Source organism: Enterobacter sp. DTU_2021_1002640_1_SI_PRY_ASU_LCPMC_013 (assembly GCF_032389435.1).
Classification (GTDB): Bacteria; Pseudomonadota; Gammaproteobacteria; order Enterobacterales; family Enterobacteriaceae; genus Enterobacter; species Enterobacter hormaechei_C.
The window spans coordinates 4,200,598-4,217,126 of sequence record NZ_CP135594.1 but is presented as its reverse complement, the minus strand read 5'-3'; the positions used below and the strand labels follow the sequence as shown (position 1 = coordinate 4,217,126).

General features: G+C 54.7%; 14 protein-coding genes. 5 read left to right on the top strand and 9 right to left on the bottom strand.

The window, feature by feature from the left end; all coding sequences use genetic code 11:
• Positions 1–58 precede the first annotated feature (58 nt).
• The 4 genes from mzrA to RS584_RS20110 form a co-directional block, all read right to left on the bottom strand.
• Entirely contained in the window at positions 59–442 is a 384-nt protein-coding gene (gene mzrA / locus RS584_RS20125; protein ID WP_003862640.1) for an EnvZ/OmpR regulon moderator MzrA, read from the bottom strand.
• Positions 443–444: 2 nt separating this feature from the next.
• Positions 445–1,107 carry a DedA family general envelope maintenance protein YqjA gene (gene yqjA / locus RS584_RS20120; RefSeq protein WP_003862638.1) on the bottom strand — a complete coding sequence of 221 codons (663 nt, stop codon included), beginning with the start codon at positions 1,105–1,107 and terminating at the stop codon, positions 445–447.
• 341 nt (positions 1,108–1,448) lie between these two features.
• A complete protein-coding gene (gene exuR / locus RS584_RS20115) occupies positions 1,449–2,225 on the bottom strand; it encodes a transcriptional regulator ExuR (protein ID WP_003862635.1) in 777 nt (258 codons plus the stop codon).
• 197 nt (positions 2,226–2,422) lie between these two features.
• Complete coding sequence (locus RS584_RS20110; RefSeq protein ID WP_047747010.1) at positions 2,423–3,721, bottom strand: MFS transporter; 1,299 nt, start codon at positions 3,719–3,721, stop codon at positions 2,423–2,425.
• Between the two features lie 475 nt (positions 3,722–4,196).
• Here RS584_RS20110 and uxaC point away from each other — a divergent pair, with 475 nt between their 5' ends.
• Both uxaC and RS584_RS20100 read left to right on the top strand, forming a co-directional pair.
• A complete protein-coding gene (uxaC, locus tag RS584_RS20105; RefSeq protein WP_315748542.1) occupies positions 4,197–5,609 on the top strand; it encodes a glucuronate isomerase in 1,413 nt (470 codons plus the stop codon).
• A 17-nt stretch (positions 5,610–5,626) separates the two neighbouring features.
• Positions 5,627–7,114: an altronate dehydratase family protein gene (locus RS584_RS20100; RefSeq protein ID WP_315748541.1), complete on the top strand. Its 1,488-nt coding sequence runs from the start codon at positions 5,627–5,629 to the stop codon at positions 7,112–7,114.
• A gap of 92 nt (positions 7,115–7,206) precedes the next feature.
• Here the strand turns inward: RS584_RS20100 and sstT are convergent, their stop codons facing one another.
• The 4 genes from sstT to RS584_RS20080 form a co-directional block, all read right to left on the bottom strand.
• Complete coding sequence (sstT, locus tag RS584_RS20095; protein ID WP_315748540.1) at positions 7,207–8,448, bottom strand: serine/threonine transporter SstT; 1,242 nt, start codon at positions 8,446–8,448, stop codon at positions 7,207–7,209.
• 256 nt (positions 8,449–8,704) lie between these two features.
• Positions 8,705–9,670: a TerC family protein gene (locus RS584_RS20090; protein WP_017382424.1), complete on the bottom strand. Its 966-nt coding sequence runs from the start codon at positions 9,668–9,670 to the stop codon at positions 8,705–8,707.
• 251 nt (positions 9,671–9,921) lie between these two features.
• Entirely contained in the window at positions 9,922–10,920 is a 999-nt protein-coding gene (locus RS584_RS20085) for a Gfo/Idh/MocA family oxidoreductase (RefSeq protein ID WP_315748538.1), read from the bottom strand.
• A 70-nt stretch (positions 10,921–10,990) separates the two neighbouring features.
• Positions 10,991–11,494, bottom strand: a complete 504-nt coding sequence (locus RS584_RS20080) for a YgjP-like metallopeptidase domain-containing protein (RefSeq protein ID WP_003862622.1) — start codon at positions 11,492–11,494, stop codon at positions 10,991–10,993.
• 83 nt (positions 11,495–11,577) lie between these two features.
• On the opposite strand from RS584_RS20080, the gene rlmG reads away from it, so the two are divergent.
• Entirely contained in the window at positions 11,578–12,714 is a 1,137-nt protein-coding gene (gene rlmG, locus RS584_RS20075; RefSeq protein WP_315748536.1) for a 23S rRNA (guanine(1835)-N(2))-methyltransferase RlmG, read from the top strand.
• Between the two features lie 103 nt (positions 12,715–12,817).
• On the opposite strand, the gene RS584_RS20070 is transcribed toward rlmG, so the two are convergent.
• Entirely contained in the window at positions 12,818–14,839 is a 2,022-nt protein-coding gene (locus RS584_RS20070; protein ID WP_315748535.1) for an NADPH-dependent 2,4-dienoyl-CoA reductase, read from the bottom strand.
• 229 nt (positions 14,840–15,068) lie between these two features.
• Here RS584_RS20070 and RS584_RS20065 point away from each other — a divergent pair, with 229 nt between their 5' ends.
• Positions 15,069–15,908, top strand: a complete 840-nt coding sequence (locus RS584_RS20065) for a YPO3983 family protein (protein WP_315748534.1) — start codon at positions 15,069–15,071, stop codon at positions 15,906–15,908.
• A gap of 5 nt (positions 15,909–15,913) precedes the next feature.
• Complete coding sequence (locus RS584_RS20060) at positions 15,914–16,441, top strand: DUF943 family protein (RefSeq protein ID WP_315748533.1); 528 nt, start codon at positions 15,914–15,916, stop codon at positions 16,439–16,441.
• Positions 16,442–16,529 lie beyond the last annotated feature (88 nt).

The following is a 16,529-nucleotide window of genomic DNA, read 5'->3' as shown; positions in this document are numbered from 1 at the left end:
CATAGTAAGTAAACGGGAGTTTCACCAAAGTAGGTGAAAATATTCGGAATCTTAGTCGTTAACCAAATCGATGCGACGTGTCGCGTAACCGTGACATCCAGGAGGCTACGTGGCTGTCATCATCCTGTTGCGCAATGATGTAACCCTGCGGCAGCGTGCGGTCCAGCACGGCTTTCGCCGCGGCGCTTTGCGCACTGGAGTCAAATTTTATCAGCAGCACATCGTCTTGCGGCGTGATGCTCTTAAAGCGGATCCCGTTTGCGTCCAGATGATGCCAGATGGAAAAACCATCCGGCACGCTGGTTCCCTGGCTCACAGGACGGATAGCCAGCGTCGACTCCTGATGCTGTAGCGCAGACCACAGCAGGATAAGAGCGCTGAACATCATCAGCGCGACGATAGCGTAAGAGAAGCGGCGCAGCGCGAGCGGGGAGATAACCATCGTTAACCCCTGGCTCCGTATTTCTTCTTCCACAGTACGACCAGGGACCCGACCAGGCCAAACACCAGCAGAACGACGGGCAGCAGCATCAGGCAAGACATCAGCTGATCTTCATATTTCATAAAGACCGGCGTTTTACCCAGCGCGTAGCCGAGCGTGGTCAGGATCAGCACCCACAGCAAGCCGCTCATCCAGTTAAAGAACTGGAAGCGCGTACTGCTCAGGCCGGACAAGCCCGCAATGGTGGGCAGCAGGGTGCGTACGAATGCGATAAAGCGGCCGATCAGTAAGGCGGAAAGCCCATGCTTATGGAAAAGGTGGTGCGCTCGCTGGTGGTAATGGGCCGGAAGGTGCGAAAGCCAGTTCTGAACGATTCGCGTGTTACCCAGCCATCGCCCCTGAATGTAACTCACCCAGCAGCCCAGGCTGGCGGCAATGGTCAAAAGCAGGACCGTTTGCGGGAAAGCCATCGCCCCTTTTGCACAGAGCACCCCGACCAGCACCAGCAGGCTGTCGCCGGGTAAAAAGGCAGCAGGCAGCAGACCGTTCTCAAGGAACAGGATCATAAATAACACAAAGTAGAGCATGCCAATCATGGACGGGTTGGCCAGCGTTTCGAAATCCTGAGCCCAGAGGGCGTTCAGTAGTTGGGTCAAAAGTTCCATTCAGTGTTCCTGGAAATCGGTTAACGTCACGCCTGTCATTCGGGAAAACAGCACGGCGACATTGTTATGATTTCATTATGGTCGCTCGCGGACACATTGATGTGTGGCCAACACTGTTCCCTGTTAATTGGCTGGTTAGCAAGCACTAACTTACAAAATAACGAAGTGAATCCAATTGTAACAAAGCCCGACGTTCTGCGTCACAGAATTTGAGGGGAAACACGATTTTGGCGTAAGCCACGGAGGGGAGCGAGAAATTTTACAAAGGCTGACACTATAGAGGTTTTCTTACCCTGTCTGGCCGGAAGGCGCGGCGGTGCGCCTGCCAGCAGTTCGGGAGCTTATTTTGCGAGATTGGTCGCGGTATCGAGGTGAACGACCGGATTATCGGCAAAAAGATAGCGGTCAGCGTTAAATTCAAAGTCATCACTTGTTTCATTAAACAGCATCTGTTTAGTGTTCTCCAGGTGCTGCCACATTGCCAGTTTCGCCGCATGCGGATCTTTACGAATCAGAGCCTTAAGAATCTGGTCGTGGTCGTCACACCAGTTGTCTACCGTGCGGGAATCAATGTGATCGTGCAATTTCTTCCAGTACGGGTTGTGAACGCGCTGAGTCCACATTTTTTCAACGATTGCCGCCAGCGCCGTGTTCTGAGTGGCAAGGGCGACCTGGACGTGGAATTGCAGGTCCCATTCGGAATCGCGGAAACATTTTTCTTTACGCGCATGATCCTGGATTTCCATCAGCTTCATGATGTCCTGCTTGGTCACCTGCGTCGCAGCAAATTCCGCAATGTTGCTTTCAATCAGCTGGCGAGCCTGGAGAAGCTCAAACGGACCGTAGCTGGCAAACTCCAGACTTTCGTCCGGGGTGGGGGAGTGTTTCGCCTGGCTGGAAATCACATGAATGCCGGAACCTTTGCGTACCTCAACATACCCTTCCACTTCCAGCATGATGATGGCTTCGCGGACCACCGTGCGGCTGACGCTTTTTTCATCCGCAATGAAACGCTCAGCGGGAAGTTTATCACCGACAAGATAGACCCCTTGCTCGATGCGATCTTTCAGCTCGGCGGCAAGTTGTTGATATAAACGACGTGATTCGGTGATTTCCATATGCGCTCCAGGCAGGGTACGGCGAATGATTTGTTATACCACTTTTGCGTGCCACTCTCCATATTTCGCCATGAAAAAAGCCGCCCGGAGGCGGCTTTTGAGAAGATTTGGCCGGGTGGCGCTGCGCTTACCCGGCCTACGATTTTATTGGGTTTTGTAGGCCGGGTAAGGCGGAGCCGGCACCCGGCACAACAACGCTAACTCTGCGTCGCCGGTCCCCCAAGGGACTCTTTCGCCAGTTCATCGGCGGATTTGCTCTTCAGCACCGTCCAGATAACCACCGCACCCATCAGGTCGAAGACAGCCAGTACCGCGAACAGCGGGCTGAAACCAATCGTATCCGCCAGCGCGCCGACCACCAGCGCAAACAGGGTACTTGCGGTCCAGGCGGCCATCCCGGTCAGGCCGTTGGCGGTGGCGACTTCGTTACGACCAAACACGTCGGAAGAAAGCGTAATCAGCGCACCGGACAGAGACTGGTGAGCAAAGCCCCCGATACACAGCAGGGCGATAGCCACGTAAGGGCTGGTGAACAGGCCGATCATGCCCGGACCGATCATCAGCAGGGCGCCCATGGTGACCACCATCTTACGGGACACAATCAGGTTCACGCCAAACCAGCGCTGGAACAGCGGTGGCAGGTAGCCGCCGACGATACAGCCCAGGTCAGCAAACAGCATTGGCATCCAGGCGAACATCGCGATCTCTTTCAGGTTAAAGCCGTAAACTTTAAACATGAACAGCGGGATCCAGGCGTTAAACGTACCCCAGGCCGGTTCTGCCAGGAAGCGTGGCAGGGCGATACCCCAGAACTGACGGGTGCCCAGGATCTGCCAGACGGACATCTTTTTGCCGTTGTCGGTCTGATGCTGAGATTCCTGACCATTAATAATGTAGTCACGTTCTTCGTCAGACAGCTTTTTCTGATCGCGCGGGTGTTTATAGAAGATCAGCCACGCCATGGCCCAGGCAAAGCTCAGCACACCGGAGATGATGAACGCCATCTGCCAGCTGTGCATAACAATCGCCCACACCACCAGTGGCGGAGCAATCATCGCCCCGATGGAGGAGCCTACGTTGAAGTAACCGACAGCGATTGAACGCTCTTTTGCCGGGAACCATTCAGAGCTGGCTTTCAGACCCGCGGGGATCATCGCCGCTTCGGCAGCACCTACCGCACCACGCGCCAGCGCCAGTCCGCCCCAGCTGCCGGCCAGCGCGGTCGCTCCACAGAAGACGGCCCAGGCTACAGCGAAGAAGGCATAACCAATTTTTGTACCCAGAATATCAAGAACATAACCTGCAACAGGCTGCATTACGGTGTAAGCGGCAGAGTAAGCCGCAATGATGTAAGAGTATTGCTGCGTGGAGATATGTAACTCTTCCATCAACGTTGGCGCCGCTGCTGCCACGGTGTTACGTGTCAGGTAGCCCAGCACGGTGCCCAGCGTCACCAGTGCGATCATGTACCAACGTAACCCTTTAATTTTACGCATGTAAAACCTCATCGTTATGTTATTTCCGTGTCGGGACACGGCAACAACTCAACCGTTGCCGGGAGTTGTTCTGTAACGGGAGGGGCGTAACCGGGAACCTGTCCCGGAACGGCCCGAACCTTGCCATAAGTAATCGTGCTAAGTCGGCTTCCGTACCGTTAAATCCGATGTCTCAAACACCGGTAATGCATTCCGTCGGCTTATAGTTTGCGACGGCGAAAAGATAACTTGTCATACAACTTTAAAAGGTGAGTGACATCACAAAAGTGTGAATCTTTGTAGGGACATTATGCGGCGCGCGCAAAGCCAGAACTGGCGCGGTCTGCGAGAGGGTTTACCCCTTTGAGGGTAATTTATTTGTCGACGTTTATTGATCTAACTCACGAAAAAAACGTCGGACTCTGGAAATTGGTGTGATAACTTTGCAGCATCTGAACATAAGCTTTCTGACGCTCCCGTAATGAGGAAGACGATAATGACACCGTTTATGACCGACGATTTTCTGCTAGATACCGAATTTGCTCGCCGCCTGTACCACGACTACGCAAAAGACCAGCCGATTTTCGACTACCACTGCCATTTACCGCCGCAGCAGGTTGCCGAAAATTACCGTTTCAAAAACCTGTATGATATCTGGCTGAAGGGTGACCACTATAAGTGGCGCGCAATGCGCACCAACGGCGTGGCCGAGCGCCTGTGTACCGGCGACGCGACCGATCGCGAGAAGTTTGACGCCTGGGCCGCTACCGTTCCTCACACCATCGGTAACCCGTTATACCACTGGACGCACCTCGAACTGCGTCGTCCGTTTGGTATCACCGGCAAGCTGCTCTCTCCCGCCACGGCGGATGAAATCTGGGATCAGTGCAACGAACTGCTGGCGCAGGATAGCTTCTCGGCGCGCGGCATCATGCAGCAGATGAACGTGAAGATGGTGGGCACCACCGACGATCCGGTCGACTCTCTGGAACATCACGCGGTTGTCGCGAAGGACAGCACGTTTGACATCAAAGTGCTGCCAAGCTGGCGCCCGGATAAAGCCTTCAACATCGAGCTGCCGACCTTTAACGACTACATGGCGAAGCTGGCGGAAGTTTCGGATACCGACATTCGTCGCTTTGACGATCTGCAAACCGCGCTGACCAAACGTCTGGATCACTTTGCCGCACACGGCTGTAAAGTGTCTGACCACGCGCTGGACGTAGTGCTGTTCGCGGAATCCAGTGAAGCTGAGCTGGACAGTATTCTGGCGCGTCGTCTCTCCGGCGAAGCCCTGAGTGACCACGAAGTGGCGCAGTTTAAAACCGCGGTGCTGGTGTTCCTCGGTGCGGAATATGCCCGTCGCGGCTGGGTTCAGCAGTATCACATCGGCGCGCTGCGTAATAACAACCAGCGTCAGTTCAAACTGCTGGGCGCGGACGTAGGCTTTGACTCCATCAACGACCGTCCGATGGCGGAAGAGCTGTCAAAACTGCTGAGCAAACAGAACGAGCAAAACCTGCTGCCAAAAACCATTCTGTACTGCCTGAACCCGCGCGATAACGAAGTGCTGGGCACTATGATCGGCAACTTCCAGGGCGAAGGGATGCCGGGCAAGATGCAGTTCGGTTCCGGCTGGTGGTTTAACGATCAGAAAGACGGCATGGAGCGTCAGATGACGCAGCTAGCGCAGCTCGGCCTGCTGAGCCGCTTCGTTGGCATGCTGACCGACAGCCGCAGTTTCCTCTCCTATACCCGCCATGAATATTTCCGCCGCATTCTGTGCCAGATGATTGGCCGCTGGGTGCACGCGGGCGAAGCGCCAGCGGATATCCAGCTGCTGGGCGAAATGGTGAGAAACATCTGCTTTAACAATGCGCGTGACTACTTCGCCATTGAACTGAACTAAGGCCGTTCGAGGTTGATATGCAATACATCAAAATCCATTCGCTGGATAACGTTGCCGTCGCGCTGGCGGATCTGGCCGAAGGGACGGAAGTCACTTTCGATAACCAGTCCGTCACGTTACGCCAGGCCATTGGACGTGGACATAAATTTGCCCTGATCCCCATTGCGAAAGGGGAGAACGTGGTGAAGTACGGCTTGCCCATCGGCCATGCGCTGGCGGATATTGCGCCGGGTGAGTACATTCATTCCCACAATACCCGCACCAATCTCAGCGATCTGGATGAGTACAGCTATCAACCTGATTTCCAGGCGGAAGCCGATCAGCCGGCGGATCGTGACGTTCAGATCTACCGCCGCGCCAGCGGCGAGGTGGGGATCCGCAACGAGCTGTGGATCCTCCCGACCGTTGGCTGCGTGAACGGGATCGCGCGTCAAATTCAGACGCGTTTCCTGAAAGAGACCAACAATGCTGAAGGCACCGACGGCGTGCATCTGTTCAGCCATACCTACGGTTGTTCCCAGCTGGGCGACGACCACATCAATACCCGCACCATGCTGCAAAATATGGTGCGCCACCCGAACGCAGGGGCGGTGCTGGTGATTGGCCTCGGCTGTGAAAACAATCAGGTCGACGCCTTCCGCGACACGCTGGGCGAGTTCGATCCTGAGCGCGTGCACTTTATGGTGTGTCAGCACCAGGACGACGAAGTGGAAGCGGGCGTTGAACAGCTGCACCAGCTGTATGAGGTGATGCGTCACGACAAGCGCGAGCCGGGCAAGCTGAGTGAACTGAAGTTTGGCCTGGAGTGCGGCGGATCTGACGGGCTTTCCGGCATTACCGCTAACCCGATGCTGGGCCGCTTCTCAGATTACGTCATCGCCAACGGCGGCACCACGGTGCTGACCGAAGTGCCGGAGATGTTCGGCGCAGAGCGCATTCTGATGAGCCACTGCCGCGACGAAGAGACCTTTGAGAAGACCGTCACCATGGTCAACGATTTCAAACAGTACTTCATCGCCCATAACCAGCCGATTTATGAGAACCCGTCGCCGGGTAACAAGGCGGGCGGGATCACCACGCTGGAAGAGAAATCCCTGGGCTGCACCCAGAAAGCGGGCGCCAGCCAGGTAGTGGACGTGCTGCGCTACGGTGAACGGCTGAAAACGCACGGTCTGAACCTGCTGAGCGCACCGGGCAACGATGCGGTCGCCACCAGTGCGCTGGCGGGAGCGGGCTGTCACATGGTGCTGTTCAGTACCGGGCGCGGCACGCCGTACGGCGGATTTGTGCCAACGGTGAAAATCGCCACTAACAGCGAGCTGGCGGCGAAGAAAAAACACTGGATCGACTTTGATGCCGGCCAGCTGATCCACGGCAAAGCGATGCCGCAGCTGCTGAGCGAATTCGTGGACACGATTGTGGAATTTGCCAGCGGCAGGCAGACCTGCAACGAGAAGAACGACTTCCGCGAGCTGGCGATCTTTAAGAGTGGTGTGACGCTTTAATCGGTGCGGCCTGATGCCCTCACCCTGGCCCTCTCCCACGGGGAGAGGGTACAAACACTAAAAACGGCAACCTCAGGGTTGCCGTTTTGCTGTTAACCTCGCACGGCGTTCTTCGCCAAACGCGCGTCTTCCGCCTGGCACACGGCGGCGGTGAACATCACGTCAGTGGAGGAGTTGATCGCCGTCTCGCAGGAGTCCTGCAATACGCCAATAATAAAGCCTACCGCCACCACCTGCATGGCGATCTCGTTCGGGATGCCGAACATATTGCACGCCAGCGGGATCAGCAGCAGGGAGCCGCCCGCTACGCCGGATGCGCCGCAGGCGCAGAGCGCAGCAACCACGCTTAGCAGCAGCGCCGTTGGCAGATCCACGGGAATACCCAGCGTATTGACCGCAGCCAGCGTCAGCACCGTGATGGTAATTGCCGCCCCTGCCATATTGACGGTTGCGCCCAGCGGGATCGATACGGAGTACGTATCGCGATCCAGGTTCAGTTTCTCACACAGCGACATATTGACCGGAATATTCGCCGCCGAACTGCGGGTGAAGAAGGCGGTCACGCCGCTTTCGCGCAGGCACATCAGCACCAGCGGGTACGGGTTACGACGGGTCTGCAGGAACACCAGCAGCGGGTTAATCACCAGCGCTACAACGGCCATACAGCCGATCAGCACCAGCAGCAGTTGAGCATAGCCCCACAATGCGCCAAAACCTGTTGTTGCCAGCGTCGATGCGACCAGACCAAAAATACCAATCGGTGCGAAGCGGATCACCACCGTCACAATAAAGGTCACGGCGTTAGAAACGTCGGTGATCAGGTTTTTAGTCGTGTCATTGCTATGGCGCAGGGCAAAACCAAGGCCAACCGCCCACACCAGAATGCCAATGTAGTTTGCGTTAATCAGCGCATGAATCGGGTTTGCCACAATACTCATCAGCAGGCCGTGCACCACCTCAACAATACCCGCGGGCGGCGTAATGTCGGTTGCGCCGGTAGTCAGCTGCAGCGTGGAAGGGAAGATAAAGCTCACTACGACTGCAGTCAGCGCGGCGGAGAACGTACCCAGCAGGTACATCCACAGAATCGGGCGGATATTGGTTTTCTGCCCTTGCTGATGGTTGGCGATTGAAGCCATCACCAGCGTCAGAACCAGAACCGGCGCGACTGCTTTCAGGGCACCAACGAACAGCGTGCCGAGCAGGCCGGTGGCCTCGGCGGCAGGTTTTGAGATCAGTGCCAGCGCGACGCCGAGCACCAGGCCAACCAGTATTTGCTTAACGAGGCTGCCGCGCGACAAACGCGCCAACAGACCAGATAGTGATGGGGTCATGGAGATTCCTTAAGTGAAATTGCGTTCCATCCCGGATGTGCTCTAGGTCACATTTATGTCCGGATGTAAGTAAATGTTTGCCTGGTCGAGTATAGGGAAAGCGCGTACGGAGGGAAGCGTAAAATGCTGGATTTTACGTGTTGCGTCATGTTTTTTAACTATTGTTTAACGAAAGTGCCGGGTGGCGCTGCGCTTTTCACCCTCTCCCTGTGGGAGAGGGTTGGGGTGAGGGCATCAGCCCGCACCGAACGTTGCACTAAGCCTGCTGCTTCTTATCGTGCTGGCGGTTAACCCAGGTATTGATAATCAGCGTCACCAGCAGAATGCCAAACACCACGCCGAGCGAAATGGCGATCGGAATATGGTAGAAATCGACGATCAGCATCTTGATACCGATAAACACCAGAATCACCGACAGACCGTACTTCAGCATTGAGAAGCGCTCTGCCGCACCCGCCAGCAGGAAGTACATCGCACGCAGGCCGAGGATGGCGAACAGGTTCGAGGTCAGCACGATGAACGGGTCGGTAGTGACCGCGAAGATAGCCGGGATACTGTCCACCGCGAAAATCACGTCGCTCAGTTCGACCAGAATCAGCACCAGCAGCAGCGGGGTGGCGAACAGCAGACCGTTCTTACGCACGAAGAAATGCTCGCTCTCGATCTTGTCCGTCATGCGCAGATGACCCCGGATCCACTTCACCAGCGGCTTATCACCGATACCGGTATCGTCTTCTTTTGCCAGCGCCATTTTGACCCCGGTAAACAGCAGGAACGCACCAAATACATACAGCAGCCATTCGAACTGGGTAATCAGCCAGCTACCGGCGAAGATCATGATGGTACGCAGGACAATAGCGCCCAGCACGCCGTACACCAGCACGCGGCGTTGCAGAGCCGCAGGCACGGCGAAGTAGCTGAACAGCATCAGCCAGACGAAGACGTTATCAACCGCCAGCGCTTTTTCAATCAGATAGCCGGTGAGGAAGGCGAGTGCCTGAGGATCGGCCACCGCGCGGCCTTCGGTTGAGGCCAGATACCACCAGAAGGCGGCGCAGAAGAGGAGTGAGAGGGTAACCCATACCAGCGACCAGACGGCGGCTTGCTTGACGCTCATGCCGTGCTCGCCGCGACGACCCTGCAAAAAGAGGTCGATTGCCAGCATGATGAGCACGACAACCGCGAATCCGCCCCACAGCATTGGAGTGCCGACAGAATGCATACTATTTTCCTTACACATAAAAAACAAAAACGGCTATGGTCAGAAGACGATAGCCGTTAGCTTTTTATGCATAGACCTCGCCTTCCGGCAAGGTCTCACTTACAACCACGAAGGTTGCCCGGCGACCGGATGCGGTTTTGCACGCATCGTAATGACGATCCACCGGCGAAGAAGTTACTCCCCTTTGCAGGTAACAAATTATGTCAGACCATCGGTTTCGTCAATGGTCTGCACGATTTCATTACACAGTTTTACGCGACGGCTTCCACATTCACGCCGTCTGCGGGGAAGATCACGCCAGTCTGTCGGCGGATCTCCGTTTGCAGCTTCGCCGTGGTGCGGCTGATCGCCAGCCCCGGGTGGTTCACTTCGTTGTCTTCTACCAGACGGGCGAAGACCTCTGCCTCATAGAGCATAGTGTTAATATGCTGAGGCTGCGTCAGCTCCTGCGCTTTGCCGCCGCGGGGAACGATGCTTAGCTTCTGGCATTCGGAGATTTTTTCGATCACCAGCGAGCCGTCTTCGCCCTGAATTTCGCTTGGCAGTACGGAGTCACTGACCTTCGAGTGCTGCAACGTCACGCTAAAATCACCGTAGTCCAGCACCACAACGCCGTGTGCATCCACGCCGCTCTCCAGCAGGCTGGCGGTGGCGGTTACGCCGTGCGGTTCACCCCACAGGGCGACCGCAGAGGCCAGGCAGTAAAAACCGATATCCATAATCGAGCCGTTAGAGAAGGTCGGGTTAAAGGTGTTCGGGTTTTCGCCGTCCAGGTATCGCTGGTAGCGCGAGGAATACTGGCAGTAGTTGATAAAGGCTTTACGCACTTTGCCAATTTTCGGCAGCGATTGCTGCAACAGCAGGAAGTTCGGCAGGCTGGCGGTTTTGAACGCTTCAAACAGTACCACCTGGTTTTCGCGGGCAAGCGCAATGGCGGCTTCCACTTCCTCAATATTCGAGGCCAGCGGCTTCTCGCAGATCACATGCTTTTTGTGGCTGAGGAACAGCTTCGTTTGCGGGAAGTGCAGAGAATTCGGGCTGGCGATATAGACCGCGTCAATGGCGTCGCTTTGCGCCATCTCATCGAGCGAGGTGAACAGATGTTCAACCAGGTAGTCATTCGCAAAACTCTGCGCCTGCTCAAGGCTGCGGGAATAGACTGCGGTGAGCTTATATTTGCCGGTTTCGTGGGCGGCGTCGACGAACTGGCGCGTGATCCAGTTCGTCCCAATGACTGCGAAACGTATCATAAACGTTTACGTACTCCGTAGCAGGGAACCTAAAGCCACTGTAGCACGTCATCATGACATTTCGCGTGCGCTACTGCGCATTACTCTTTAACGATAAATGCGTCAGCCACAAACGGGTATCAAACTCCAGCTGGTGGTACTGCGGCTCCATATGGCAGCACAGGGAGTAGAACGCTTTGTCGTGCTCTTTCTCTTTCAGGTGCGCCAGCTCGTGCACCACGATCATCCGCAGAAAGGCTTCCGGCGCATTGCGAAAGACGGTCGCGACGCGGATCTCCGCTTTGGCCTTCAGCTTGCCGCCCTGTACGCGGGAGATGGCGGTATGCAGGCCGAGCGCGTTTTTCAGCACGTGGATCTTATTGTCGTACATCACCTTGTTGATCGGCGGGGCGCTCTTAAGATACTGGTTTTTCAGATCCTGCGTATACTGCCAGAGGGCTTTGTCAGTCGCGAAATCATGCGTGCCCGGGTAGCGTTTTTCCAGCACCGCGCCGAGTTTTCCCGCGGCAATCAGGTCACGAACCTGGGAAAGTAAATGCTCCGGATAGCCCTGGAGATAAGTCAGCTGGTTCATCAAAACCCCAAAATAGTATGAAAACGGGTATACTCACGCACCCTTTTCAGGGATACGCCAAATTTTACCATTCAGGAGGGCCGATGAGCCACTTAGACAACGGTTTCCGTTCACTCAACCTTAAACGTTTCCCGGAAACGGACGACGTTAACCCGCTTCAGGCGTGGGAAGCGGCGGATGAATATCTGCTGCAACAGTTGGATGGGACTGAAATCAGCGGCCCGGTTCTGATCCTGAATGACGCGTTTGGCGCGCTGGCCTGCGCGCTGGCGGAACATGCGCCTTACAGTATCGGCGATTCTTACTTAAGCGAGCTGGCGACGCGTGAAAACCTGCGTCACAACGATATCGAAGAATCCAGCGTGAAGTTCCTCGACAGCACCGCGGACTACCCGCAGGCGCCGGGCGTGGTGCTGATTAAAGTGCCCAAAACCATGGCGCTGCTGGAGCAGCAGCTTCGCGCGCTGCGTAAGGTCGTGACGCCGGATACGCGTATTATCGCGGGTGCCAAAGCGCGCGATATTCACACCTCGACGCTGGAATTGTTCGAGAAAGTGCTCGGCCCGACCACCACTACGCTTGCCTGGAAAAAAGCGCGCCTGATCAACTGTACCTTCAGCGCACCGGCGCTGGCCGACGCGCCAGAAACGCTGAGCTGGAAACTGGAAGGTACCGACTGGACTATCCACAACCACGCGAACGTTTTCTCCCGTACCGGTCTGGATATCGGCGCACGCTTCTTTATGGAACATCTGCCGGAAAACCTGGAAGGGGAAATCGTTGATCTCGGCTGCGGTAACGGCGTGATTGGCCTGACGCTGCTGGCGAAGAACCCGGAGGCCAGCGTGGTGTTCAGCGACGAATCGCCAATGGCGGTGGCGTCCAGCCGTCTGAACGTGGCAACCAACCTGCCTGAAGCGCTGGATCGCTGCGAGTTTATGATCAACAACGCGCTGTCGGGCGTGGAGCCTTTCCGCTTCAACGCGGTGTTCTGTAACCCGCCGTTCCACCAGAAGCACGCCCTGACGGATAACGTCGCGTGGGAGATGTTCCATCACGCGCGCCGCTGCCTGAAAATCAACGGCGAGCTGTATATCGTGGCCAACCGCCACCTGGACTACTTCCACAAGCTGAAGAAGATTTTCGGCAACTGCGTCACCATTGCCACCAATAACAAATTCGTGGTGCTGAAATCGGTGAAGCTGGGGCGTCGTCGGTAAGATTGGGTATGTGCGGCCTGATGCCCGGTGGCGCTTCGCTTACCGGGCCTACAATGGCCTCGAACCCGTAGGCCGGGCAAGCGCAGCGCCGCCCGGCAATGCTCTAGATCTCCAGCGCTAATTTCGTCCCCTGCGCAATTGCCCGCCGCGCATCCAGCTCCATCGCCACATCGCACCCGCCGATCAAATGCACCGTTTTCCCCGCCTCACGCAGCGGATCCGCCAGATCCCGCTTCGGCTCCTGCCCGGCGCACAAAATCACATGATCCACGCGCAGCAGCTGCGGTTCGCCGCCGATCAGCACGTGCAGTCCGTCGTCGTCGATCTTCTGGTAGCTCACCCCGGGGATCATCTTCACCCCGCGCGAGAGCAGGGTGGCGCGGTGGATCCAGCCCGTGGTTTTCCCCAGCCCTTCACCCGGCTTGCTGGCTTTACGCTGGAGCATCACAATCTGACGCGGGCTTTTCGGCAGTTGCGGACCTTCCGGGCGTAAACCGCCGGACTGACTGAGACTGGTATCAATGCCCCATTCCACGCAGAACTCAGCGATGTTCTGGCTGGTGGCTTCGCCTGGCTGGCTTAAATACATCGCGGTATCAAAACCGATCCCGCCGCAGCCGATGATCGCCACCTTCTCGCCAACCGGCGCTTTGTCCCTTAATACATCCAGATAGCTCAATACCTTCGGATGATCGATGCCTTCGATCGCAGGCGTGCGCGGGGCGATCCCACTCGCGAGGATCACCTCGTCGAAACCGATCAGATCCGCCGCGCTGACAAACTGTTTAAGCCGCAGATCGACGCCCGTCACCTCGATCATCCGGCGGTAATAGCGCAGCGTTTCGTAGAACTCCTCTTTGCCGGGGATCTGTCTGGCAATAGTAAACTGCCCGCCGATTTCCGCCAGCGCGTCAAACAGCGTCACGCTGTGCCCGCGCGAGGCGGCATTGACCGCAAACGCCAGCCCCGCCGGACCCGCGCCCACCACGGCCAGACGTTTTTTATTGACCGCCGGAACGACCGGCATTTTGGTTTCGTGGCAAGCGCGCGGGTTGACGAGGCAGGAGGTGACCTTGCCGACGAAGATCTGATCCAGACAAGCCTGGTTACAACCGATGCAGGTGTTGATCTCATCCGCCCGGCCGCTCTGCGCCTTGGACAGCAGCTCGGCATCCGCAAGGAACGGGCGCGCCATCGATACCATATCGGCATCGCCGCGTGAGATCACATCCTCCGCCACCTGCGGATCGTTAATGCGGTTGGTGGTGACCAGTGGAACGGAGACTTTGCCTTTCAGCTTGCGCGTTACCCAGCTGAACGCCGCGCGCGGCACCGGCGTGGCGATGGTCGGGATGCGCGCTTCGTGCCAGCCAATCCCGGTGTTGATGATGGTGGCGCCAGCGGTTTCAATCGCCTGCGCCAACTGCACGGTTTCGTCGAACGTGCCGCCGCCCTCCACCAGGTCAAGCATTGACAGGCGGAAGATGATGATAAAATCCGCGCCCGCACGTTCGCGTACCGCGCGCACCACCTCCACGGCAAAGCGCATGCGGCGGGCATAGTCGCCGCCCCATTCATCCTCGCGCTGGTTGGTGCGGGCGGCGAGGAATTCGTTGATCAGATACCCTTCGGAACCCATTACCTCGACGCCATCGTAGCCCGCTTCACGCGCCAGCGCGGCGCAGCGGGCGAAGTCGTCAATCAGCGCCAGGATCTCGTCGTGGCTCAAGGCATGCGGCTTAAAACGGTTAATGGGTGCCTGAATGGCCGACGGCGCGACCAGATTCGGTTGATAGCTGTAGCGGCCAGTGTGCAGGATCTGCAGGGCAATTTTGCCGCCTTCTTTATGTACCGCGTCGGTCACAATCCGGTGATGCGCAAGCTGTGACGCATCGTTCAGCACCGCGCCGCCCTCCATCGTCACCCCGGAAGGGGCAGGGGCGACGCCGCCGGTGACAATCAGCGCCACTCCGTGGCGCGCGCGCTCGGCATAGAAGGCTGCCAGACGTTCAGCCCCGTCCGGACGCTCCTCCAGCCCGGTGTGCATCGAGCCCATCAGCACGCGGTTTTTGAGGGTGGTGAACCCCAGATCGAGAGGGGCGAATAACGACGGGTAGCGGCTCATACTCTCTTCCAATGTAAAATTATTGTTATGTGGTCGGATGAGTTACTAATTTAGCCAGTCGCGAGGAAAAGGGAAAAGGGGAGTGTGGTGATTGTGATGGGATTCAAAGATATTAACTGAGTTGGAAAATTGCGGAATGTGATATTAATCCTTTTTTTTGTGTGGTTTTTATCCTAACTTCAGGAGGTGATTTTTATAAGTTATTGATTATTCACAATGGAAATAGGAAATGGTTAATTCTCTTATCCCTTCAATGTATCTTCCCTATACCCTCTTTGAAACGATCAAACCTTTCAATGACATGAATGCTGACGATATGCAGTGTGGTGACATGGGCGAGCAGGAACTGCAATCGCTTGGTCTTAGGGATGTATCTTCGAAAGTAGATCCCTACCGGCTAGTGCGTTATGACTTCTCAAACACATACCCCCTCGATAGCTTTTTTAGGCCAAACCTACCCAGTATGAATATATCGCACGAAGAATGCGTCGATATTTTATTCACTGAGATGAAACAACTTTCAACCGTTTTTTCATTTCAGGGTGAGTATAAAATGGTAATTGGGGAAATGATTGATCATTTTAGATATGGGAATGGTGGTTTTTTTTACAGTGAACGGTTGAACTCAGCCTTTCATGATAGGATAAACAAATTCAATCACGAAAGTCCTATTTTTAAAATAAAAGATGTTTTGCATAGATACTTCACTTTTAATACTAAAAAAATTTCATTTGAATCACTTTTATATGAATTGAAGGGGGCGTTATATAGTTCACGATTAACTAAATTTAATTCGGTAGAGGATAGGGTAAATGGGCTTGGTATCAGTGTTCATGATATTTCAGCACAAAATATAAGTTTGTTAGATTTAAATAAATATGCTTTTGGATGGAGTGCAACTCTTTACTTTCAGGCCCAGGATCATTTCGGTCTTGATGTTAAGGATATTAATAGTAAAATATATAGCCAATTTCGATTCTTCAGGGTATGGTTCTTTTTACAGCGGCACAAAAATTTTGCATTTAAACCTTTTTTCACCGACTTTAATTCTGTATTGCGTATCGGTTAATATATATGAGGTTACTTATTTATTTGAAAAAACCTCTCGCAATATTATATTTCTCGGTCTCTTTATATAATCTATGGACCTTGCAAAAAGTCAACGTATTATTTGTTGAGACTGTTTTTCCAGGGAAGTATGTGATAGCGGTCGATCATCTACCGTTAACAGATCGAGATAAAATTAGTTGGTTTAATGATAATAAAAAAATGCTTGAGAGTCGTTACTTTATTTCTATGAATAATTTTAACCAAATTACGATAATGGAAGCCGTTGGTGGTATAAAAAATGTAAATAGTCATTGGGTTGATGATTATTATTGTTTCTCTTGTGTTGAGAGCGATTTTCGTTGCGTGGATAAAAATCTACAAGTGAATGTTGAACGTGCCCAGGATGGTGTTTCGATATTCTATATTCATACTTTTGGTGGGATCTATGTGCAGGCTATGGATGGTGGAATTAAGAAAAGCAATTATGAAAACTACTTTGATGATTTAGATGATCGTTTAGGGGAGAGCCTTAATCGATTATTTTTTCGTTAAGAATCTATCCCGGCATTAGGCTCTCGGTCGAAAGACTAGATATGCATTGATGAATATTCCGATCGTTATTCACGGTTTTTCCTTTAGG

Bases quoted from the DNA above. Each gene is read 5' to 3' on its own strand.
- RS584_RS20060 (WP_315748533.1), top strand. From the start codon at position 15,914: ATGAGGTTACTTATTTATTTGAAAAAACCTCTCGCAATATTATATTTC.
- mzrA (WP_003862640.1), bottom strand. From the start codon at position 442: ATGGTTATCTCCCCGCTCGCGCTGCGCCGCTTCTCTTACGCTATCGTC.
- RS584_RS20090 (WP_017382424.1), bottom strand. From the start codon at position 9,670: ATGCATTCTGTCGGCACTCCAATGCTGTGGGGCGGATTCGCGGTTGTC.
- RS584_RS20100 (WP_315748541.1), top strand. From the start codon at position 5,627: ATGCAATACATCAAAATCCATTCGCTGGATAACGTTGCCGTCGCGCTG.
- uxaC (WP_315748542.1), top strand. From the start codon at position 4,197: ATGACACCGTTTATGACCGACGATTTTCTGCTAGATACCGAATTTGCT.
- yqjA (WP_003862638.1), bottom strand. From the start codon at position 1,107: ATGGAACTTTTGACCCAACTACTGAACGCCCTCTGGGCTCAGGATTTC.
- RS584_RS20080 (WP_003862622.1), bottom strand. From the start codon at position 11,494: ATGAACCAGCTGACTTATCTCCAGGGCTATCCGGAGCATTTACTTTCC.
- RS584_RS20065 (WP_315748534.1), top strand. From the start codon at position 15,069: ATGGTTAATTCTCTTATCCCTTCAATGTATCTTCCCTATACCCTCTTT.
- RS584_RS20110 (WP_047747010.1), bottom strand. From the start codon at position 3,721: ATGCGTAAAATTAAAGGGTTACGTTGGTACATGATCGCACTGGTGACG.
- RS584_RS20070 (WP_315748535.1), bottom strand. From the start codon at position 14,839: ATGAGCCGCTACCCGTCGTTATTCGCCCCTCTCGATCTGGGGTTCACC.
- exuR (WP_003862635.1), bottom strand. From the start codon at position 2,225: ATGGAAATCACCGAATCACGTCGTTTATATCAACAACTTGCCGCCGAG.
- rlmG (WP_315748536.1), top strand. From the start codon at position 11,578: ATGAGCCACTTAGACAACGGTTTCCGTTCACTCAACCTTAAACGTTTC.
- RS584_RS20085 (WP_315748538.1), bottom strand. From the start codon at position 10,920: ATGATACGTTTCGCAGTCATTGGGACGAACTGGATCACGCGCCAGTTC.
- sstT (WP_315748540.1), bottom strand. From the start codon at position 8,448: ATGACCCCATCACTATCTGGTCTGTTGGCGCGTTTGTCGCGCGGCAGC.